General features: G+C 35.1%; 18 protein-coding genes. 8 read left to right on the plus strand and 10 right to left on the minus strand.

Going from position 1 to position 23,395, the window contains the following annotated elements; translation table 11 throughout:
- The first annotated feature begins 140 nt into the window (after positions 1-140).
- On the plus strand, positions 141-602 hold the full coding sequence (locus H7355_RS00615; RefSeq protein WP_186643869.1) for a hypothetical protein: 462 nt from the start codon (positions 141-143) through the stop codon (positions 600-602).
- Between the two features lie 324 nt (positions 603-926).
- Here H7355_RS00615 and H7355_RS00620 read toward each other — a convergent pair whose 3' ends face one another.
- From H7355_RS00620 to hemB, 9 genes are all read right to left on the minus strand, one after another.
- Complete coding sequence (locus H7355_RS00620; RefSeq protein WP_186643871.1) at positions 927-1,880, minus strand: ABC transporter substrate-binding protein; 954 nt, start codon at positions 1,878-1,880, stop codon at positions 927-929.
- 401 nt (positions 1,881-2,281) lie between these two features.
- A complete protein-coding gene (locus H7355_RS00625; RefSeq protein WP_186643876.1) occupies positions 2,282-2,962 on the minus strand; it encodes an ATP-binding cassette domain-containing protein in 681 nt (226 codons plus the stop codon).
- Positions 2,959-3,819 (minus strand): ABC transporter permease, encoded by an 861-nt coding sequence (locus H7355_RS00630; protein WP_186643877.1) that lies wholly within the window; start codon positions 3,817-3,819, stop codon positions 2,959-2,961. The genes H7355_RS00625 and H7355_RS00630 overlap by 4 nt, the downstream gene beginning before the upstream one ends.
- 33 nt (positions 3,820-3,852) lie before the next feature.
- Positions 3,853-4,806 carry an ABC transporter substrate-binding protein gene (locus H7355_RS00635; protein ID WP_186643878.1) on the minus strand — a complete coding sequence of 318 codons (954 nt, stop codon included), beginning with the start codon at positions 4,804-4,806 and terminating at the stop codon, positions 3,853-3,855.
- A gap of 340 nt (positions 4,807-5,146) precedes the next feature.
- Positions 5,147-5,941, minus strand: coding sequence for a transcriptional repressor LexA (lexA, locus tag H7355_RS00640; RefSeq protein WP_186643880.1), 795 nt, complete (start codon positions 5,939-5,941; stop codon positions 5,147-5,149).
- Between the two features lie 88 nt (positions 5,942-6,029).
- Positions 6,030-7,064 (minus strand): tRNA (adenosine(37)-N6)-dimethylallyltransferase MiaA, encoded by a 1,035-nt coding sequence (gene miaA / locus H7355_RS00645; protein WP_186643882.1) that lies wholly within the window; start codon positions 7,062-7,064, stop codon positions 6,030-6,032.
- Positions 7,046-9,067 (minus strand): DNA mismatch repair endonuclease MutL, encoded by a 2,022-nt coding sequence (gene mutL / locus H7355_RS00650; protein ID WP_186643884.1) that lies wholly within the window; start codon positions 9,065-9,067, stop codon positions 7,046-7,048. The genes miaA and mutL overlap by 19 nt, the downstream gene beginning before the upstream one ends.
- A 208-nt stretch (positions 9,068-9,275) precedes the next feature.
- A complete protein-coding gene (locus H7355_RS00655; RefSeq protein WP_186643886.1) occupies positions 9,276-9,815 on the minus strand; it encodes a TIGR00645 family protein in 540 nt (179 codons plus the stop codon).
- 58 nt (positions 9,816-9,873) lie between these two features.
- The gene (gene hemB / locus H7355_RS00660; RefSeq protein WP_186643888.1) at positions 9,874-10,887 is read right to left on the minus strand and encodes a porphobilinogen synthase; all 1,014 of its coding nucleotides are present in this window, start codon (positions 10,885-10,887) and stop codon (positions 9,874-9,876) included.
- A 220-nt stretch (positions 10,888-11,107) separates the two neighbouring features.
- On the opposite strand from hemB, the gene clpP reads away from it, so the two are divergent.
- The 4 genes from clpP (at position 11,108) to H7355_RS00680 (ending at position 17,361) form a co-directional block, all read left to right on the plus strand.
- Entirely contained in the window at positions 11,108-11,716 is a 609-nt protein-coding gene (gene clpP / locus H7355_RS00665) for an ATP-dependent Clp endopeptidase proteolytic subunit ClpP (RefSeq protein ID WP_130607863.1), read from the plus strand.
- 19 nt (positions 11,717-11,735) lie between these two features.
- Complete coding sequence (gene clpX / locus H7355_RS00670) at positions 11,736-13,112, plus strand: ATP-dependent Clp protease ATP-binding subunit ClpX (protein WP_186643890.1); 1,377 nt, start codon at positions 11,736-11,738, stop codon at positions 13,110-13,112.
- Between the two features lie 160 nt (positions 13,113-13,272).
- On the plus strand, positions 13,273-15,726 hold the full coding sequence (gene lon, locus H7355_RS00675; RefSeq protein ID WP_186643892.1) for an endopeptidase La: 2,454 nt from the start codon (positions 13,273-13,275) through the stop codon (positions 15,724-15,726).
- A 213-nt stretch (positions 15,727-15,939) separates the two neighbouring features.
- The gene (locus tag H7355_RS00680; protein WP_186643900.1) at positions 15,940-17,361 is read left to right on the plus strand and encodes an SH3 domain-containing protein; all 1,422 of its coding nucleotides are present in this window, start codon (positions 15,940-15,942) and stop codon (positions 17,359-17,361) included.
- Between the two features lies 1 nt (position 17,362).
- Here the strand turns inward: H7355_RS00680 and H7355_RS16105 are convergent, their stop codons facing one another.
- Positions 17,363-19,093: an adenylate/guanylate cyclase domain-containing protein gene (locus H7355_RS16105; protein ID WP_186643902.1), complete on the minus strand. Its 1,731-nt coding sequence runs from the start codon at positions 19,091-19,093 to the stop codon at positions 17,363-17,365.
- A 367-nt stretch (positions 19,094-19,460) separates the two neighbouring features.
- Here H7355_RS16105 and hemH point away from each other — a divergent pair, with 367 nt between their 5' ends.
- Genes hemH through truA form a run of 3 tightly spaced genes read left to right on the plus strand, consistent with a single transcriptional unit; the run spans position 19,461 to position 23,370 of the window.
- Complete coding sequence (gene hemH, locus H7355_RS00690) at positions 19,461-20,495, plus strand: ferrochelatase (protein ID WP_186643904.1); 1,035 nt, start codon at positions 19,461-19,463, stop codon at positions 20,493-20,495.
- Positions 20,496-20,510: 15 nt separating this feature from the next.
- The gene (gene uvrB, locus H7355_RS00695; RefSeq protein WP_186643906.1) at positions 20,511-22,556 is read left to right on the plus strand and encodes an excinuclease ABC subunit UvrB; all 2,046 of its coding nucleotides are present in this window, start codon (positions 20,511-20,513) and stop codon (positions 22,554-22,556) included.
- Positions 22,543-23,370 carry a tRNA pseudouridine(38-40) synthase TruA gene (truA, locus tag H7355_RS00700; RefSeq protein ID WP_186643908.1) on the plus strand — a complete coding sequence of 276 codons (828 nt, stop codon included), beginning with the start codon at positions 22,543-22,545 and terminating at the stop codon, positions 23,368-23,370. Before uvrB ends, truA begins: the two co-directional genes overlap by 14 nt.
- The last annotated feature ends 25 nt before the right edge of the window (positions 23,371-23,395 follow it).

Consider the following 23,395-nt stretch of genomic DNA (forward strand, 5'->3'; position numbering starts at 1 on the left):
GTAAAAAATAAATGTCAATAAAATAACTAAATTGCTGGAAGATTAATTTAATTTTTTTTTCTTTTTTAGTCTTGACAGACGCTTTTAATGATATTAATAATCATTCTCAATAAGTTTTTTGTCATATATAGGAGTTTATAGTGAAAACAAAATTAATGATTTTAGGCTCTGCAATCTTCTCTTTAAATGCCTTCGCACAAAATCCTCAGTGCAATCCTAAAGTGCATGTGTGGTACACACTGCAAAATGATTCACAAACAGAATGGCTCGTTCAAATCTCTCGCCTTTACGAAAATAATATTTCATTTGTGGACTCAAGTTGTGCACCAATCGATAATATCAATCAAAAAATTTCTCTCCAGCCCCATGAAGTTAAAAAAGTTGGAATGGTCGTGAATGTTTCTAAAGGATTTAATTCTACATATTCCTTTATGGGTGTTAGAAATGATGCGCAGCCTAATCCAATGCTCAGTAAAGGAAGAGTTTCTTGCATTTTTATAGTGGCACCTTATGGTCCTGGGCAAATGGATCGTTACGATATTCGCTCAAATAATGCGGATTGCTATTCTACAAATTATGGTATGAATTTATATTTTAAATAATGGTGGCGGATAAATCATCAGTTTGTTTTGTATTAATTTCATCTGGTATAAGTAAGCTAAGGGTTTCTCAGGGCAGAGTTGCTGTCCGCAAATACCCTTCGAAGACCTTAACTTACTCCCCCTCTAAATTTAATCATCGCTTTGAAGATTTAAGCGACAAACTCACGAAATATATGGTCACTGCTGATTTATGCTAAATAACTTTAACTTATGCGATGTAGCAAAGAATTATGAGAAGAGCCAGAGCGAAACTTTAAAAGTGAAAGCAAATAAAAGAGTTTAAATAATAATCAAAAAACTTGTATATTTAAAATCACACAAAAATTAAATTAGAGAAATACTATCTTTTAAAGATTCGGGAATCTCGATGGCAAACTTTTTTAATTCCTTTTCGCTAATTAAAATACTGCTTGATGGGGCAACAACAGGTAAGTCCATTGGTTTAATTCCATCGACAAGCATTTTTTTCATGAGTTGTGCAGCTTGTACTCCGGATTGAAAATAATCAACTCCAAATTGCATGAGGGGCCCTTCTTTTTCTGCAGTGCCAGTAGCAATTATGGGTACGTGCGCTTTATCTGCAATTTGTCGAACGATAGGAAATGCGGAAGCGATGGTATTGTCTGTAGGGATTAGAATAGCTTGTGAATTAATTGCGGCATGTTGAGCTGCGGCAGCAACATCTGCTTGGCTATTTGCTCCATTGTCTTGGTAAGCGATGCCAAATTTATCTAAGGCAATTTTCATTTGTTTAACGATAATAACGGAATTGGGTTCACCAGGATTGTATAATAAAGCAACTTTTGTTACTTTAGGTAACAGAGCTCGCATAATTGTGATCTGCTTTTCTATATCTGCCATGTCCGTAGCACCCGTGATATTCGAATCATTTTCTCTTAGATGCAGACCTTCTGGATCAGTTACTGCAGCAAATGCAATGGGTCTATTTTTGATTTCAGATTTTAATGCTTGGACTGCGGGAGTAGCTATAGCATAAAAACCAGAAATACTTTTATTTGCTTTAAAGCTTGAAGCTATCGCTTGAGCTTGCATCATAGAGCCTTGGGCATTTTGTTCAATTATTGTTAGATTATCGCCAAGTTCTTTTTTAATTTCAGACATAAAGCCACGCATGGTATCATCTAAGGCAGGAAATGAAGCTGTTTGCAGAACACCTATTGTGTAATGGCCAGCGGAGGTATTATTTCTCTTTATAAATAGAACTGTGCCTAAAATTACAACTAAGCCTAATATAAGTGCAAGGATTTTTTTATTCATGTGAGTTAACTCCACAAAAGTAGTTTAATACTAAAATATTTAATTTTTAAATTATAGGAATTTATTAAAAAAAGAAATAGTAACGGTAGGCTAAATATGAAGATTTACGTGCGGATGAGAATGGTAAAGAAAACTGAAAATTACGCTCTGTTTCTATAAACCCTATATTCGTATGCATTGCTCTGCTCCGTGTCGTTTGCTTAAATCATTCATATTGTACGATAAAGCCTAATGTTTAGTTAACTCTTCTTCGCACTATGACAGTAAGCATGATAACTTTTTTTCCATATATTGGCAAGTCAAAGTCGCTATTTGCTAACAAAAATAAATGGAATATCATGTTTTTTTGGTAGTTGTTGTCTTCTTTGTTGAGTCTCTACAACTACCCTTCCACTAATGATTTATGAGCCTGTGCTTAGCTGGCCTTTTTGCAATACCCAAGTGCGATTAGCAAGGAATTTTGCTTGCTGTTCTGCATGGGTGATCATCATTGTTGCCATATTACGGTTCTTTGTGAAATTGTGCACAAATTGTAATAGATTTTCGGTAGAAACAGGATCCAAAGCAGCTGTTGGCTCATCCAATAAAAGGATGTCAGGTTCACATAGCGTTGCCATGATTATTGTAATGATCTGTCTTTGTCCCCCAGAAAGAATTCCAATTGGGGTATTTAATAATTCTTCAAGTCTTAAACCTAATGGTTTTAATGTTTCTTCCACTATCTGTTCGGGAAAATTTTTAATTGCACTTTTAAAACCTGCTTTTTTGCTTTTTAGTGTGGACATTGCAAGGTTTTCGGCTACGGTCATTGTCGAAACAGAACCCATGTGGGTATTTTGAAATACACGGCTGATAAAGCGAGCTCTTTTTGCTTCAGAAAGAGCTGAAATATCTTCATTATTGCGTAGAATTCTCCCACTGGTTGGAGAAAGTCTACCAGAAACAATATCTAGTAAAGTGCTTTTTCCTGCACCATTGTGGCCGAGAATAAGAATAAAGTCTTTGGCATTAATAGAGCAGTTGATATCTTGTAAAGCTTTAAATTCTCCAAACTCAACATTAACATTTTCTAATTTAATCATACTGCAACAGTTCCTTTAGATTTTTTACTTTCTAATTTTTTGACAACTAGAATAACTACTATAAGGAGTCCTGTTATCAATTTTTGCCACGAAGGTTCGACCTGAAACTCTATTGTAATTGCAATAATCAATTGATACACAATGGAGCCCAAAATCGCCATAATAAACATATTTAATGCTAATAGCTCTGCAATCATGCAACCTGCAAGTGCTGCAATTAATATTCCAACGTTACCAAATGCTGAAAAAAACCCGCTGTATTGGACAAAAATTCCGCCAGCTAGAGCGCTTAAGGTATTTGCAAGAATTAAAGAAAGTGTGATATATAATGGCACGCTTTTGCCAAGAGAAGTTACAAATTGTTCATTAATTCCTGTTGATCTTAAAATAAATCCATTTTCAGTTTTCATATACCAAATAAAGATAAATGCAACGGAAAATGCCATAGCAGCAAGCAGAATTAATGTGCCAAATGGTATAGAATGAATTTTAGAAAATATTGTTGGAGCATTGCCAAGGGCAACATTTGCTCCACCAATATTAATACTAATAGAAAAAAGCATTGTTGTTACAACAATACCAGATATTAATTTATTTAACCCAAGTTTTGTATGCAGCAATCCAGTAACACTGCCAGAAATACCTCCTGCGAGGCAGCCAAATAGCAAAGCAAGCCAAGGATCAGTCTTGTGTAAAAGAGACCAAGCAACAACGGCTCCACCTAAACCAAAAGTGCCTTCAATACTGAAGTCATCAAATTTCATAACTCGAGATGCGAGATAAATGGCCATGACGATAAAAGCACCAATAAAACCACGTTCAAAAATACCAATAACAACAGGCAAAAACGACATCATGCTCATTTATCCTAACTAAACAGAAAAATCAGATTACATTAACGATACGCTGTCTTTGATAGACTCAGGAATTACGAGCCCAAGTCTCTCTACAACTTTTGAACTTATAAGTATACTGCTACTAGGAGATACAACGGGTAAGTCCTTAGGATTTATACCATCAATTAATATTTTTTTCATAAGTTGAGCTGCTTGTACACCGGATTGGGTGTAGTCAACACCAAATTGCATAAGTGGACCTTCGCTTTCACCTGTCCAAGTTGTCACAACAGGGATATTGGCTTTATCTGCGATTTGTCGAACGATAGGAAAAGCTGAGGCGATCGTATTGTCCGTTGGAATAAGAATAAGTTCAGAGTTCTGAGCCGCATGTTGAGCGGCTGCTGCCACATCTGCTTGGCTATTTGCACCGTTATCTTGATAAGCAATTCCATATTTGTCTAAAGTCATTTTCATTTGCTTCACTAAGAGGACTGAGTTTGTTTCGCCTGGATTGTATAATAGAGAAACTTTTTTTAACTTAGGCATAATCTCTCTGAGAATAGAAATTTGTTTTTCAATATCGGCCATGTCCGATGCTCCAGTGATATTTGTGCCTTCGTCTCTTAAATGTAAGCCAATGGGATCTGTCACAGCAGCAAATGTAATAGGTCTTCTTTTAACTTCAGATTTTAATGCCTGCACTGCTGGTGTTGCTATAGCAAAATAACCAGAAATGCTTTTATTTGCTTTAAAGCTAGCTGCAATTGCCTGCGCTTGAATAATGGAGCCTTGAGCATTTTGCTCAATAACTGTAACATTATCACCAAGTTCTTTTTTTATTTCTGAAATAAATCCCTTCATTGAATCATCTAATGGGGGGAATGACGCTGTTTGTAGAATTCCGATTGTGATGTGATTTTCTTTTGGATTATTTCTTTTTAAAAGTACAACTGCGGCTAAAATGGCAATTAAACCTATGAGAAGTGCAATGATCTTTTTGGTCATGAATATAAACTCCACAAATGTAATTTAAATACAATAATGTATTTTAAAATAATATTTAGTTTTTAGATAAAGGAATTTTTAAAAAAAGAAATAAAATCGATTGGTAAAATAGGAGGTCACGCAGGAAGAAGATAAAGGAGAAGAAAGCTGAGTTTCTCGCTGTATTACTTTAGATCTTATTTTCGTTTGCATTGTTTGCTCCGTATCGATTGCTTAAGTCATTCATTTATAATGAGAATGTTCGATTTTGTCAGAACATTACCTCGTACAATGACAGCTGTTAGCCTATCTATTTTTAAAGGAATTGGCAAGTAAGAATTGAAAACTTTTTGCTTAAAATTTAGAAAACTGACTTTCTATAAAGGGAACGAACGATACCTATGATTTTATCTGATTCATCATGACCAAAGGGAAGAGGTTCAAAATCAGGGTTTTCAGGCACTAAAAAAGCTGGGGGAAGAGGTATTTTTTGAGAAATATTTTTTAAAGCAAGTTTGTAAAGAGCAGAGCCTTTTTGAGCATATCTTTTGACAGTGACTTCTCCTTGATTTAAATAAGCCACAACGATATCACGATCATGCGCTGTTTGAACGGTCTCGACCAAAATAATGTCTTTTGGCAGAAATCCAACGTTTAACATGCTATAACCTTCAATATTTAAAGCAAATACTTTACCATCACGCAAAGTATTTCGTGCAATGCTAGGAAAAGTAATAAACTCTCCAGCATTTTCAATAGCTTCATGTGGGTTTCCCGCTTGAACAACTCCAAGCATAGGCACTCGCAAAAGATCTTCGAACCCTGGTAAAACATTAGAGGTATTCATTTTCTCAAAATATTTTTTCTTTGCACTGCTAAAAGGATTCTTGTGCAAAAGAGTGTTATCAGTTGGATTTTGACTAAATAGTCCATCAAGTACCGCTGCAGTGGGCACCAATTGGCGAGACTTTCCTGGCATTGGTGATAGTAACAATCCTTTTTTTCGTAAGGCTGCTATAACATCTTGGGCACTGCCAACGGATTTCCATTGGAAATAATTTGCAATTTCACGGATAGTAGGTGGTGTGCCTGTAGAATCCATGTGATTGAGGATAAATTCCATTACTTTACGTTGTACATGTGTAAGTTCGAGCATTGAAAGCCTCTCGAATTCAAGAAAAAAAGAGTACCATACGAAGATATGGTACTCTTTTTTTGCACATCTATCAAGAAGCTTAAGTAACTTAATTTGATTTCGTTGATATAAAGTCTTTAATTTTATTTTCCATTTCTTTTTTAAGCTTATTTATTTCACTTTTATTCATTGAAGTAACAACGAAATCTTTTTTTTCTTTAGCATTCCAGGTTCCTTGTTTTTTTGCATATTGCCAAGTGAGAGTAATAATTCTTTCTTGTAATATGTTGATATATTCTTGTTTATTTATAGAATCTGGGTGATTTTTGTATTCTCTTATAAAGTTTAAAACCTCTTTGTAACCAATGGCCTGAATTGCATGAAATTTTGTTAGCTCATCTCCATATTGCTGATAAAGTTTCTTAACTTCCTCAATCCATCCATGATTAAATAGAATAGGAACTCTGGTTTTAATCCGATCTTTTAGAATTTCATCTTCAGGTTCTAGGTGAATTACGTAACAAGGAAAAAGAGTTTCTTGATCATTAAGCACTCCGGTTTTAGAGCGGATAGAGCTCATCGGTATTCCTGTTAATGTATAAATCTCAAGGGCTCTTTCGATTCGGGTTTTATCATTTGGATGTAATTCTTTAGCTCTTATGGGATCGACTTGACTCAGCCACTGGTGACACCATGGCCAACCGTTTGTGTCTGCTAGAACTCTTAATTTTTCACGAAACTCATCATTGCGCGCTGGAAAATTATCAAGACCATGTAAAAAAGCACGGAGATAAAGACCACTGCCGCCTACGCAAAATGGAATATTACCCCTAGCCACTATTTCTCTGCAGGTTTTTGTTACTTTTTTTGCAAATGTATTTGCATCAAGATTTTCATTTATATGAATGAGATTTATACAATGATAAATATAATTTTGTTGTTCTTCTGTGCTTGGTTTTGCTGTACCTGCAGAAAGTTCGTGGTATATTTGAAAAGCATCTAGATTAACTATCTCACATTTTTTCCCTTTTGCAGCAAAATAATCAATTAAAATATGCGCCAAACCAGATTTGCCGCTCGCTGTAGGCCCAATAAATATAAAAGCGAATAGGTCGCCAGTGTGTATTATGTCCTTTGAAACCACGTAGAAATATCCTTCTCCGAAAATTTACGAATAACGGGACGACCATGGGGGCAATGCGCGTAAAAATCAACATCTTTTGCGCGCCCTAATAATCTTTTGACCAGTTCTTCATTCAACGGGTCGCCTGCTCGAACAGCGCTATGACAAGCTATTGTTGCAAATAAAAGGTGATATATTTTTTCATTATCTAAAGATTGAGACTGCATATTGAGTTCAATAATTTCCTTGTTTATTTTTTGAGCTTTCTCAATCAGTGGATGAATTTCTGTTTGCGGTATTCCATTGAATGAAAGAATACGAGCAATGATTTCATCAAAAACTTCTGGTATTTTTTGTGGGGTGAGAAAGCTTGGAAAAGAATGAATTGCTATATGGCTATTTTTTAAGATTTCGAATTCAAAACCCAGATTATTTATTTTATTTTTATCTTCAAAAATAATCTCTGATATAATTTCTGTTGATGGAATTATGACAGGAGTTAATAATTGTTGCATAAGTATCTTTTTATTCATATGGGAAACAATAAGTTCTTCGAATAATATTCTTTCATGAAAAGCGTGTTGATCAATTACCCAAAGTTCTTTAGCTATCTCGAGCAATAAAAAACAGTGAGCAAATTGTCCCAAATAAATTGCAGAATCAAAAATTGAAGTTTTTATATCTGAAAATAATTTTTCTTGACTTAATTTTGCTGCAAAAGACGATTTTTCTGCAGATACACTTTCTATGATTTGATTTTTTTCGAAACTAGATTCATCTGTTTTAAGTTTACCAACAGAACTACCTTTGAGATTGTAATTCTGAACTTTTTTTATAAGATTAGAATTCGAAGAATAATTTTGTGGAGCTGACAAAGTTTTTTCATATATAGGAATCGTTTGGTAAGTATTACTTATTGATTTCGAGGTTGGATAAATTTGATTTTCATTTTTTGTATGTGCCTGCGGTGTAACATTTGTCGGTTTGGATTTATAAGTATCTTGTATAGATATTTTTGCAGTTTTTTTATGAATTGCCTCTTTTAAGTTGCTTTGAATTCCTATATAAATCAAATCTTGAATCACTGCATTGTCATAAAATCTGACTTCAACTTTGGAGGGATGTGCATTCACATCAACCCAGGATGGATCCACTTCGACAAAAATAATAGCAGGTGCTACGAGACCTTTTAGAAGTAATCCTTGATAAGCTTGAATAACTCCTGTGCGAATAATTTTATCTTTTACAAAGCGTCCATTGACAAATGTTATGAAATGACTTGGCGTTGTTTTTGCTGTATGAGGTAAACCGACAAATCCAGTTAATTTAAATGATCCACGAGTGTAATTAATTTCCGTGAAATCTTTCGCATTAAAATTAAATATTTCAGTAAATCGCTCGACGGATGTATTTTTAGCTTTAAAATTAAAAATTTCTCGACCATTGTGAGATAGACGAAAAGTAATTTTATAAAAAGCTAAAGAAACAGCGGTTAAGAAATCATGAATATGCGCAAATTCAGTTGCTGTTGATTTTAGAAACTTTAATCTAACTGGGACTCCAGAAAAAAGATCTTTAACTTGCACGGTCGTGCCAACCGATGTCGAGACATCTTTTTCAGAAATACGCTTCCCACAGTTTAAAGTAATTTCACGGCCCAAATCTTGATCGTGTGGGCGTGATTTTATTGTGAAATTTGAAACTGAAGCTATGCTAGGCAATGCTTCGCCACGAAAACCAAAACTTAAAAGGGTATCTAAATCTTTAAATTGTGTAATTTTACTGGTGGCATGTCGTTCGAGAGCAAGGGAAAGATTTTTTGCGGACATGCCATATCCATCATCTGAAATGCGAATCATTTGTTTACCGCCATCGAGCAATTCGATGGATATTTGTTTTGAACCTGCATCAATGGAATTTTCAACCAGCTCTTTCACTACATTATAAGGCCTTTCAACAACTTCTCCTGCTTTAATTTGATTTATAAGTTCATCATTTAGATGTCTGATCTCATTTTGTAGCAAAGGAGCTCTCCCGCAGAACTGTGAGTAATACATAAAATACTCAATTATTATTATTTTTTTACATTTTAGCAAAATGCCGCTTTTATTTTTTGCGTGATTCTGCCCTTGCCACGATACCTTTCCTCGAAAAATCGTGCAATTGTTCATTTTAAGAGTATTTAAGCAAGATTTGTGTTTTTGTTAATAATGCTATATTTAAGGACAGCTCTTATGCATTGTGATTATTCGAATGGGTTTGCTTTTTTGACATAATATATTCAGTTAATGAGAGAAATACTGTCGATGCTATAAAAGTCATATGAATAATAATTTGCCACATTATTTTATCTGCTTCCATTTTGTCAATGTCGATAAATGAACGTAATAAATGAATGCTCGAAATTCCAATCAATGAACTTGCGAGCTTTACTTTAATCGCACCGGGATCGATGTGATCGAGCCAATCAGGTTTGTCATCATGGTGATCAAGATTTAATTTGCTTACAAATGTTGCATATCCACCAATGATAACCATGGCCACTAAGTTTGCAACCATAGTAACGTCAACAAGACTTAAAATCCCAAGCAATATTTGCAGTTCAGAACTGACATCGGCAGTGCTTACAATATGAATGAGCTCAAGAATAAATTTATAAGTATAAATAACTTGAACTACGATTAGGCCAAAATACATTGGAGCTTGCAGCCAGCGGCTTGCAAAAATAATATATTCTAATCCATGTTCAACTAATTCTCTTTTTTTAGCCATTTTATTTTGCATTAATTGTAATCAATCCTCACTCATATAAAATATATATTAAAATAATTTATAATATATTTTCACAAATCCATTTTGCATAATACGTTACAATTAAATCAGCTCCCGCACGTTTCATTGAAAGAAGGCTTTCGAGAACAGCAGCTCTCTCATCAATCAAATTATTTTGTGCAGCGCATTTGAGCATAGCGTACTCACCGCTGACTTGATATATAACTACAGGCACTTCACTTTGACTTTTGATTTTTGTCACAATGTCCAAGTAAGGTAAACCTGGTTTAACCATAACCATATCCGCACCTTCATGAATGTCAAGCACAGCTTCACGGACTGCTTCGCGGGAGTTGGCTGGATTGAGCTGATAGGTTTTTTTGTCTAATCCACGGGCTCCAGAGGAAATAGCTTCACGAAAAGGACCATAAAAAGCAGATGCATATTTTGCACTGTAAGCCAAAATTCCGGTACCTGTATAACCTTCTTTATCAAGTGTCGAGCGAATTGCTGCTATTCTTCCATCCATCATATCGCTTGGACAAACAAAATCCACACCGCAAGCAGCATAAGATAATGATTGTTTGCACAATACTTCAACGGTTTCATCATTTAAGACATAGCCATTTTCGTTAATAATACCATCATGTCCATGGGTTGTATAGGGATCAAGTGCAACATCTACAAAGACTATCATGTCTGGAAATGTTTCTTTAATTTTGCGGATGCAGTTTTGGATCAGACCTTCTGGGTTAAATGCTTCTGTCCCATGGAGATCTTTGCGAGAAATGTCAACAACTGGAAAAAGCATAATTGCTTGGATACCGAGTTTTTTTATTTCATCAATTTCATTGATGATTTCATCATATGGGATGCGATAAACTCCGGGTAAGCTTTGAATATCAAAGCGTTTCGTTCCTTTTTCAGAAATAAAAAGAGGTAAAATAAGATCCGTCTTTTGCAGTTTATTTTCTTGGACTAGGGAACGAATGTTTTCATTTACTCTGAGACGACGAGGGCGTATATGATTGTTGCCAATAGGTAGGTCAGGAAAAACTTGAAAACGATTCATTTACTGCTCCTTTTTATTGCATTTAACAGCCTTTTTTCATAGTTTCTTGAAATGGGCTTCGCCGAGTATGTTCATTTGCAGATTTTGAAGCAAGTGTTTTAAGACTTTAGCTTTGAAGTTTTTCAGTATCATCTTTGCAGGAACATCCACTCTAGGTTATATTTATTTTGTAATCAGTGAATTGCAATTTTTGCCACTGCACATTGTTTGGAGAAGACCTATGCCACTTGTTCCTATAGTTGTTGAGCAAACCAATCGAGGAGAACGTTCTTACGATGTGTGGTCTCGCCTTCTAAAAGATCGAATCGTATTTCTTGGAACTCCGGTTTATGATGAAGTTGCCAACCTTATTGTTGCTCAACTTCTCTTTCTTGAGTCTCAAGATCCTGAAAAAGATATTAGTTTTTATATAAATAGCCCAGGAGGAAGTGTCACTGCAGGACTGGCAATTTATGATGCTATGCAAGTGATTCGCCCACAAGTTCGTACATTTTGCGTTGGGCAATGTGCGAGCATGGGAGCTCTGCTTTTAGCGGCAGGAGCAAAAGGAAAACGATATGCATTGCCGAATAGCCGTGTTATGATTCACCAACCGAGCGGAGGAGCTGGTGGACAAGCAACAGATATTGCTATTCAAGCAAAAGAAATCATCTCCCTTAAAAAGCGTTTGAATGAAATCTTAGCTGCTCATACAGGCAAAAAAATTACAGATATCGAAGCTGATGCAGACAGGGATTTTTTCATGTCGGCATCCGAAGCTAAGGATTATGGTCTGGTTGACGATATTTTAATGCCGAGATCTGACAGAGTGGCTTTTACGGGTCTCTGATAAAAGGTAGTGAATTGTTATGATACAAAATGGAATAAAATTTTCATCAGGACGCGGTGGCTCCAACAGCTCGCATGGCCTCCACTGTAGTTTTTGCGGTAAAAGTCAAAGAGAAGTTAAAAAGCTTATTGCAGGGCCAAATGTTTATATTTGTGATGAATGTATTGAACTCTGTAATGAAATTATCGCAGAGGAAATGGAAAAAGACGATGCTGCACAAATAGCGGAAGGCGTTCCAAGTCCAAGCGAAATTAAAAAAGTTCTTGATGAATATGTGATCGGTCAAGAAAGAGCTAAAAAGGTTCTTTCCGTAGCTGTTCATAACCACTACAAACGCATAGAACACGGTTCGAATGCTGCAAAAGAAGATGTTGAGCTCTCTAAAAGTAATATTTTACTCATTGGGCCAACGGGCTCTGGTAAAACTCTTTTAGCGCAAAGTATGGCACGTATATTACAGGTTCCTTTTACTATCGCCGATGCAACTAACTTAACTGAGGCAGGTTATGTTGGTGAAGATGTTGAAAACATAATTCTAAATCTACTTCAAGCAGCGGAATTCGATGTTGAACAAGCACAAAAAGGCATTGCCTATGTAGATGAAATTGACAAAATTGCCCGTAAAGGGGAAAACACATCGATCACCCGCGATGTATCAGGAGAAGGCGTTCAACAAGCATTGCTTAAACTCCTTGAAGGAACTGTTGCCAATGTACCACCAAGAGGTGGACGCAAACACCCTCAACAAGAATTTCTCCAAGTTGATACCACAAATATTTTATTTATTTGTGGAGGAGCCTTTGCAGGTCTTGAAGAAATTATCCGCAATCGTATGGAACAGACAGCAATGGGATTTGGGGCTGATATAAAAAATAAATCCAAGATGTCTGTTACAGATCTCTTTGCGAAAGTGAGAGTAGAAGATCTCTTAAAATTTGGAATGATTCCAGAATTTATGGGACGATTGCCTGTAATTGTTACTTTAGCTGAACTCGATGAATCTGCGCTTGTGCAAGTTCTAACTCAACCTAAAAATTCTATCATTAAACAATTTCAAAAGTTGTTTAGTTATGAAAGAGTTATTTTAGAATTTACTCAAGAAGCTCTTATTGCCGTTTCACAAGAAGCAATAAAAAGAAAGACAGGTGCTCGCGGTTTACGAGCGATACTTGAAGATGTGATGCTAGAAACTATGTTTGATATTCCTGGCCAAAGAAATGTTAAGCAAATTACCGTAACAGCTGAGTGCATTCGTGAAGGAAAACCTCCTGAAAGAATTTTGTTAACTGATGAAGAAGTTCAACAGAGACAAGAACAACGCGCGCGTGCTCAGTCATCAGCTACTCAACCCGCTTCGACAACAGCAGCCAAAGTTAAAACATCTGCAAAGAAATAAATTATTTCTTTGCAGAAATTTTTGCACAGTAAATTTTTCAACAGATATGGTCTTATCTGCTTCCTGCCATTTTTGCGACTCACTGAGTTTATAAATAATCTGTAAAAATAAATAAGAGAATAAGAAAAATTAAAAACAATTGCACTAGAGGAAGGATTCTATGCTGCAAGGAATTGATAAAGTTGCGGAAAGTCTACCCCTTTTGCCATTAAAAGATATTGTGGTTTTTCCTCAAATGATTTTACCCGTATTTGTTGCAGAGGATATTTGCATGAGAGCAGTTGAAGCTGCATGTGCAAAAGATAGATTTATTTTCCTTTCAGCATTTCGCTCAGAAATAAATCGTGAGCATGATTCTTATCCTGAATTACGTGTCTCAACTCCTCCACCATTTGATGTCTATGATGTTGGTACAATTGCTACCGTCATGCGCACGCGCAAACTTCCTGATGGAAGAACGAAAGTTCTCATTCAAGGTATTTCTAAAGGAAGTATCATAAATTTAAAACAAACTGAACCATTTCCGGTTGTTAACCTAAGAATGTTGCCTGATAAAGAAAGCGCTCAAGAAAGTGAAGCTCTCTGTCGCGCTGTTAAAGAACAATTAGAGAAAATAGTTACTTTTGGGAGGACAATTTCTCCAGATCTTTTAATGCTTCTCGAAGATGTAACAGAAGTTGGCAAATTAGCCGATCTTGTCGCGAGTAATTTAGGCTTAAAAATTGTGGAAGCACAAAAAGTTTTAGCAACGATCGAACCTTTTGAAAGATTAAGAAGAGTTCATACTTTATTATTGCGTGAGCTAGAAAACTACACTGTTAATTCCAAGGGATTTTCACAAGGGCGAGAAGATGCTATTAAAAATCAGAGGGAGCAATATTTAAGGGAACAGCTCAAAGCCTTAAAACACGAGTTGGGAGAACTTGACGGAAAAGATGAAATCGAAGATCTACGTGATAAAGTTCTGAAAACAGGGATGAGTTCTGAAGGGCAAACAGAGTGCCTTAAGCAATTGCGTCGGTTGGAAAGAATGAATCAAGATTCAAGTGAGGCAACCTTAACAAGAACATATTTGGAATGGATGGTCGATATTCCTTGGGCAAAAATGAGTGATTCTAAAATAGAAATGGCACATTGTAAAAAGATTTTAGATGAAGATCATTATGGCTTAGAAAAGATAAAGGATCGTATTTTAGAATATATTGCGGTCAAGAAATTAAATCCAGATTTAAAAGGCCCTATTTTATGCTTTGTTGGACCTCCAGGAGTAGGTAAAACCAGTTTAGGGCGAAGTATAGCTAGGGCTCTTGGAAGAAAATTCGTCAGAATCAGTTTGGGTGGCGTACGTGATGAAGCGGAGATTAGAGGACATCGCAGAACTTACGTAGGAGCCATGCCAGGAAGAATTATCCAGACGTTAAAGACTGTTGGAACTCGGAATCCTGTGCTTATGCTCGATGAAATTGATAAGCTTGGTGCCGACTACAAAGGGGATCCCGCAAGCGCGCTGCTTGAAGTGCTCGACCCAGAACAGAACCATACCTTTTCCGACCACTATATTTCAGTCCCTTTCGATTTAAGCCAAATTATATTTCTAGCGAATGCAAATAGACTCGATACTATACCTGCTGCTCTTCGGGATCGGCTGGAAATTATAGAAGTGTCTGGCTATAGCGAAGAAGAAAAATCTGAAATTACTCGACAATACATTATTCCAAAAGTGATTGAACAAAATGGTTTGAATGCCGATCTTGTGCAATTTCAAGACACTGCAGTTAACTTAGTGATAAATGCCTATACCCGCGAATCCGGATTGCGCAGTTTAGAAAAACATATAGCAACAATAACAAGAAAACTTGCGAGATATATCGCAGAAAATGATGAAAAAGGGAAAGAAAGAAAATTAGTTAAGGTAACTGCTAAAATAGCAAAAGAACTGCTCGGTGAAGAACGTTACTTTAACGACGATCACGACATATATAATAAAAAAATTGGTGTGGGAGTTGGACTTGCATATACCCAAACGGGTGGTGAGATTCTTGAGCTTGAAGTCAAATTGATGGGCGGTACGGGTAAACTGATTCTCACTGGTCAATTGGGAGAAGTGATGAAGGAATCAGCTCAAACGGCTCTCAGTTGTGTCCGCAGTTTGGCAAAAGAACTTGAACTGGATAGTAGTAAATTTACAAATTACGATATTCATTTACATGTGCCCGCAGGTGCCATTCCAAAAGATGGTCCCAGTGCAGGTATTGCCATCGCTATTGCTCTGGTCTCTGCTTTTAAAAATGTAGCAATCAGCCAAGATATTGCAGTTACTGGGGAAATAACACTCCATGGGCGTATTTTGCCAATCGGAGGTGTGCGCGAAAAAGTATTAGCTGCCCTGAGAGCCGGTATCAGAAAAGTCTGTTTGCCAGAAAAAAACAGAGGTTCTTTTGCTGAGTTACCCCTTACGATTCGCCGTAGAGTCAACGTATCTTTTGTCTCAACTTTAGAAGATGTCATAAAAGAATATTTTATAAATGAAGATAACTCTTCTAAAGAATTAGATGAAAGTAAAAATATTGTTGAAAGAAATCTATCTGTTGAAGACAATATTTCAGTGGCTTAAGCTTAAATATGTCATTTTAGCTACTTAATTCTGTTACGATAAGAAATATTTTTTAAAACTTAGCTATTCCAAATGCTTATATATAAAGTATAATTTGGCTTAAAATAGTATTGACAGCTATCCTATTAGTTATTAAAACCTGCTACGAATCTATATAACTCTATATAGAAAAATTTCAATTTTAAATAAAAAAGAATAATTTTTTGGATAATTATGAAAAAAATATCGTTACTTATTTTTGTTTTTCTTATACAATCTTGTCATATAACAAATAATGGAAAAAATAGAGTTCAGATTTTTCCATTGACTAATTATGCACAAAATTTAAATTATTATATAGATCCTAAGTCGAATGATTATAACTCTCCACTCTTGCAAAATGCAATTCAACAAGAAAAGGTCGATGCATATAAAGAACGTTTTTTTGGTGAACAGTCTCCTTGGGCAAAAGAATTTGTCATAAACGCAATAAATAAACCGAGTCCCAAAGACATTTTGAGTATAGAAAATCTTTTACTGGAAAAATTTAAAGCAGAATGCGATACAAAACATCCAAAGAGTTTTTCTTTTAATTTTCGGCCATATACATGTGCATGGTTTGAAAATAAAATAAAACCAAATTTGAATCTTACCCAATTTAATAAATATTTAGATTTTAATCCTGAAAATAGAGCGATAGCAGTCGAAAATATAAGTGCTAGATCGTTGCCTACAAATTCCCCGCTTTATTTTAATTATAATCAAGTTGGAGAAGGTTATCCATTTGATAAATTGCAGATCACTTCGATCTGGCTTGGTACTCCATTATATATAGTTGGGAAATCAAAAGATAAAAAATGGTCACTCATATTAACAAACTCTGATATTGTTACTTGGGTACCAAGTTATTCAATTGCACGTGTTTCTTGCGAATTTATTGAAAGATATAAAAAAATTGTAGTTAAAAATGGGCTCCGTGTTATTATTCAACCCGAAACACCAATAAAGAATAATTTAGGTAAAATAGTGAATATTGGATATACTGGGAGCTTGTATCCTGGACAATATTTAAATAATATAAATAAAATATTTTATCCTGTTATGTTAAAAAATGGATATGCAAAATTGAAAGTGGCTAAGATAAATCAGGGAAAAATCGCATTTTTCCCTTTGGTAGCTACACCAAAAAACTTTGTTAATGTTATTAATCCATTGCTTGGTAGGCCATATGGCTGGGGGGGATTGTATTTTTTCAATGATTGTTCATTGGAGTTAAAAGCAATTTTTTCAACCTTTGGAATATGGCTTCCCCGTAACTCAGCGGAGCAATCTAAAGAGGGGGTCATGCTCAATTTAAGTTCTCTTGGGACACAAGAAAGATTAGAAGCTCTTGCAAAATATGGTCGTAAATTCCTAACATTAGTTTATATTCAAGGTCATATCATGCTTTATATTGGAAATTATAATAACACTCCATGGATTCATAATAATATTTGGGGTTTTAGACCTGAAGATAATTCTTATCGCTCAATTATAGGACAATCATCCTTGATGCCTTTGCTTAAATATTATCCAGAAAATCCGGAATTAATTTCAATTGCAAATGATAAATACAGAGATAAGTTTATAATCACTTATTTAGATGAAAAATTTTAAATTAAAATTTTTTTATCTCATTTTGTTCAACCTCATAAAGAAGAACAGCTTGTTCTTTTCCTTTTAAATCATGCAATCCTATACTTTTAACTAACTCTTTTTGTTTTTCAGTTAAATCTAAATACGTTTCATGAGATAAAAGGATTTTATTAACCTGATTTTTTGTTAAACTTTCAATTCGTGCAGCAACATTCACTGAATCACCAATAACAGTTGCATCCATTCTTTGCTCTTCGCCAACAATTCCTATTACAACCAAACCCGTGTTTAAACCAATGCCTATTTGCATTGGATTTTTACCTTGATTTTGTCTTTCCATATTTAACTTTTCCAAACAGCAGCGCATTTCTATAGCAGTTTCCAAAGCATGGGCAGCTTTTGTCGGGAAAAGAGCCATAATTGCATCACCTATATATTTATCGATAAATCCACATTTTTCTTTGATAATTGGCGCAATCATTTTTAAATATTGATTGAGAAAATCAAAGCTTTCTTGTGGTGTTAATTTGTCTGAAATTGTGGTGAAATCTCGAATGTCAGAAAATAAAATTGTCATTTTTATTTGTTTACTATCGCCTAAATGCACATTTAATATTCCCTGTTTATTTAAAATATCTAGAAATTGACTTGGTACAAATCTTTGATAGGATTCATTTATTTCTTTTAAATTGGTTATAAGCTGAGCAATTGAATTGCGCATTTTGTCAAAACTTCTCGCTAATCTCCCAACTTCATCATTATTTCTTGTATCAATTTTTATATTTAAATCTCCAGCTGAGAGAGCTATAGCATTTTTTTCCAATTTTTTTAGGCCGCGCGTTATTCCTGAAGAGATTAAAGTGGCTAATACAATGCAAATAGATATAGTTAATATTCCAAACGAAATAATAAATTGTTTAATATATTCAAATATATAAATATTTTCTTTATTGGAAACAGAAAAGAGAGCATATATTTTATCTCCTTCATATTTGCTATCAAAGCGAGTGAGTAAATAAAATTCTGTGTCGATATTCCAAATTTTCTGTTTTTCCAATTGCTCCATTTTAATTCGCAAAAATTCGTCAAGTATCTTATTTTTTTCTTCTTGGCTTTCAAGTGAGCTTGCAATCAATTTTCTATTTGCGAATATACTGATATCCGCCTTTGATAATTCTTTTATTCTTTCTGTAAATTTATTGTCTAGAAAGAGTGATGTTGTAAGAATTCCACATATTGATTTTTTATCCGAGATAACAGGTGATATTGAAGTGAAATTCACTTTTTCGCTTTCAACATGAAATCGAATACTTGATTGCCCTTTTAAAGCCTGTTTGAATGAATTTTCAATATCCTTGTTTTTATCTAGGGAAAAAAAATTTAAAATATTATCTTTGCTTTTTTCATCTGCTAAAGCAATAGGATTTCCATCATTGTCATAGCTAGAGAAGTCATCAATCACCATTTGCTCTTGGAATTTTCTAGCAACTTTTAAGACTGCTTGGCTCTGCCGAGCTTCCACTTTTTTTATAAAATCTGACAGATTCGATAATATTTTAGAATCACTTTTTAGCTTATTAAATTCATAATTTATTATTGCCCCCAAAACTTCATGTCCCGTGCTTAAAGTATTCATAGACGAAGTTCTAAGTTGCTCAAGGAAAAGCCATCCACCAAAAAAAAGGCAGATTGTGGAAGAAATGATTACAAGTAAACCCATAGAGATCAGAAAACGACTGCGTATGGAAAACACGAACGACACCCTTTGTTCTATGCATTAAAACTATTTAAACAAATGATTTCTTAATTGTGTAAAAATGTGGCTTTGAGTAAGTATGTTTTACATAAAATAATAGTAAAAGAGACATGCTATCCTATCGTCAAAGGTGTTTCATGATTCGCAAAATCACTTATTGATTGCATTTTTGTTTATATGATCTCCAAATAGCTTATTGCCTGGACTGAGGTATTTATTGACTTCGATTGAACGGTTTGTTTTCTAGGTTCATTAGTGATAACAAACACATTTGGTTGTATCTCGGGGAGTATTCTATTTGAGATAGACTTTGTTGCATCTGCACTTCAACAATAAACTTAATTTTAGGATTTTGGAATATTAAATGAATTTAAACAAGAAAATCGGTGTTTTAGTTGTTAATGTGGGTACCCCTGACACCCCAGAGGTTCCAGATGTGAGAAAGTATTTACGAGAATTTCTTTCCGATCCAAGAGTGATAGATATTTCAGCCATTGCCCGCTTTTTGTTATTAAATTTAATTATTTTACCTTTCCGCAGCAAAAAATCATCCCATGCATATAAAATGATATGGAAAAATGAAGGATCACCTTTGCTTTTGCATGGCAAAGCGCTCGCAGAAAATGTGAATCGCATATTAGGCGACTCTTATGCGATAGAATTTTGTATGAGGTATCAAAGTCCATCAATGGAATCAGCGGTTAAAAAACTCTTAGAAAAAAATGTCGATGAAATAATTGTATTTCCTTTATTCCCTCAATACTCATCAGCAGCAACAGGAACTGTTTTTGAGAAAATTGGAAAAATTTGTAATTCTATGTGGAATGTACCTCGTTTAAAATATATTTCTTATTTTTATGATGATAAACGGTTTATTGACAGTTTTTATGCTGTTGCAAAACCCCAAATAGATCAATTTCAAGCAGATTTTGTCTTGTTTAGTTATCATGGATTGCCTGAGCGACATGTTAGAAAATCAGATATATCTCCTAATCAAGACCATTGTTTAGAAAAGAAAGATTGCTGCTCAGCTATTAAAGCTGAAAATAAATATTGTTATCGTGCGCAAAGTTATGCTACAACCCGTTCACTTGTTAAGTTATTAAAGTTAACAGATGAAAATCATATGACGAGTTTTCAATCTCGCTTAGGGCGAGATCCGTGGATTAAACCTTACACAGACCTTGTTCTCCCCGAAATTGCTGCAAAAGGATTCAAACGAATCGCAGTTATTTGTCCTGCATTTGTGGCAGATTGTTTAGAAACACTCGAAGAAATTCAAATGCGCGCACGCGAGCAGTGGCTAGCACTTGGAGGAGAGGACTTAACTTTAGTCACATCCTTGAATTCTCATCCTGTATGGTGCGAAACGGTTGCGGATATTATTAAGGAAAATTAATGAAGGAAGTGCTCTATGAGCGACGAGAAATTTGAGACAAAGTGGCCGCTTGAGCCAATGGGTGATCAACCACAAGCCATTCAAAAATTAGTCAGTGGAATTCAAAATGGCATTGCTGAGCAGGTTTTGCTTGGCGTTACTGGTTCTGGCAAAACTTTTACCATTGCCAATGTGATTGCTCAGACACAAAAACCGACTCTCGTCATAGCGCATAACAAAACTCTTGCAGCTCAGCTTTTTCAAGAATTTAAAGAACTTTTTCCAAAGAGCGCAGTAGAATATTTTGTGAGTTATTATGATTATTATCAGCCCGAGGCTTATGTCCCAAGCACAGACACCTTTATAGATAAAACAGCAACGATTAATGAAGATATCGATAAAATGCGGCACAGTGCCACCCGTGCTCTGTTTGAGCGAAGAGATGTCATTATTGTAAGCTCTGTCAGTTGCATATATGGGTTAGGCGAGCCGGAGTCTTATTTAAAAGCACGCATTTTACTTGAAAAAGGTATGAGTGTTTCACGGGATGATTTTATTCGACATTTAATTGCTATTCAATTCAATCGCAATGATATTTCCTTAGAACGAGGAAAATTTAGGGTGCGTGGAGATATTGTTGAAATTGTTCCAACTTATGAAAAAGAAAAAGCAATTCGTATTCAATTCTGGGGAGAAGAGATCGAGAAAATATCTTATATCGATGCCTTGCGTGGAACAGTAATAGAAAATATTAATAAAGTCGGAATTTATCCTGCAACCCATTATGTACTTGAACAAGAAAAAATTGAAAATATTATTGCAGAAATTACTAAAGATCTCCTTGAACGATTAAAACTTTTTAAAGAAAATGGGAAGTTTTTAGAAGCACAAAGGATTGAGCAGAGAACATTACATGATATAGAAATGTTCCGTGAAATTGGTTATTGTCAAGGAGTTGAAAATTATTCACGTTACCTTGATGGGCGGAAAGAAGGAGAACCTCCTTCGACTTTGCTCGATTATTTTCCCAAAGATTATCTATTAGTCATCGATGAAAGTCATGTTACTATTCCACAAATTGGTGGCATGTATCGAGGTGACCGAGCACGTAAAGAAACTTTGGTGAACTATGGATTTCGCTTACCATCTGCATTAGACAATCGTCCTCTCAATTTCGAAGAATTTACGGAAAGAATGGGGCAAACAATTTATGTTTCGGCAACACCTGCTAAATATGAGTTGGAAAAATCAGGTAATGAAATCGTAGAACAAGTGATACGTCCAACTGGACTTATCGATCCTATTATTATTGTAAAACCAGCTCAAGGACAGATTGATAATCTATTAATAGAGATTCAACAAACTATCTCAAGAAAATATCGTGTGCTTGTTACGACTTTAACAAAAAAAATGGCGGAAGAAATCACTCATTATCTATCTGAATTTAAAATAAAAGTAAAATATTTACATTCAGAAATTCACAGTATTGAACGGGTAGAAATCTTACGAGATTTACGCTTAGGCGTATTTGATGTTTTGGTAGGAATCAATTTATTGCGTGAGGGGTTAGATCTTCCTGAAGTGGAGTTGGTTGCAATTCTCGATGCGGATAAAGAAGGTTTTTTAAGAAGTAGAACAAGCCTTATTCAAACAGTTGGAAGGGCTGCCAGAAATGCAAATGGTAGAGTGATATTGTACGCTGATAAAGAAACAGAAAGTATAAAATTTTGTTTAGCAGAGACAGAAAGAAGAAGAAAAATTCAACTGCAATATAATCAAGAAAATGATATTACACCACAAACCGTTCTAAAGAAAATTCCAGAAAATTTAAGGAAGCTTTATAATTTAGATTATGGTGATGAATACCAAGAGAAATTACTGCAAGCAGTTTCGCATTTAGAAGATTTAAACATTTTACACAGTCCCAAAAAACTTGATAAGCATATTCAAAAGCTGATTAAAGAGATGCAAAAAGCATCGCAAAAAATGGAATTTGAGTTGGCAGCAGAATTGAGGGATAAAATAAATATATTAAAAGAGCAGTTATTAATTCTTTCAGGTGATTTAAATGGAACTCAGTGAATATAGAAATTTAAAACTCATTCTATCTTGGAATGGTGAAAAATTCAGTGGATATCAATATCAGCCACATGCATTTACTGTGCAAGAGGCTATTACCAACGCATGGAATGTGTTCAGTGGTGAAACAGTTACTTTATGTGGATGCAGTCGCCTCGATGCTGGTGTGCATGCACAATATTATGTCTTAAATTTTCATACAAAAACTCAAGCAAATTGTGAACGAATTGTTCGTGGAATGAATGGCATATTACATTCCCATTTAGCACTTGATATATGTGTTTCTTCAGCTGAATTTGTCAATTCAGACTTCCATGCCCGCTTTCATGCCGCAGGAAAACATTACCGTTACCTTATTTGGTATGGTTTTGCTGAACACGCATTTTTAACAAAGAGAGCTTGGCATGTGCGCAGCAAAATCTCACCAGAAAGCGTTTGTGAAATATTAAAACAGTTTGAAGGGGAACATGATTTTGCTGCATTTCGATCGTCCGATTGCTCTGCTAAGACAACAGTGCGGAAAGTTTTAGCTGTCGATGCTTGGATTCACCCCATCCACAAAGAAATGATCATCGTCGATATCTGGGGGGAAGGCTTCTTAAAAAATATGATTCGCAATATGGTGGGTACAGCTGTGGAGATGGCTACCGGAAAAAAATCTTTAAACACCATAACCGAATCTTTTGTCCATAAAGATCGAACAAAAACAGGAATGTGTGCACCTGCATGGCCATTGACGTTGATGCATGTTTATTATGACAAAGAAAAAATCTTATTATCCTCGAAAAATAAAGCACAAAAGCAAGTTCCTTGTTGAAAAAAGGTGATGTCATTCTCATAGC

Origin of the sequence: Fluviispira vulneris, from assembly GCF_014281055.1 — a bacterium.
Lineage (GTDB): Bacteria > Bdellovibrionota_B > Oligoflexia > Silvanigrellales > Silvanigrellaceae > Silvanigrella > Silvanigrella vulneris.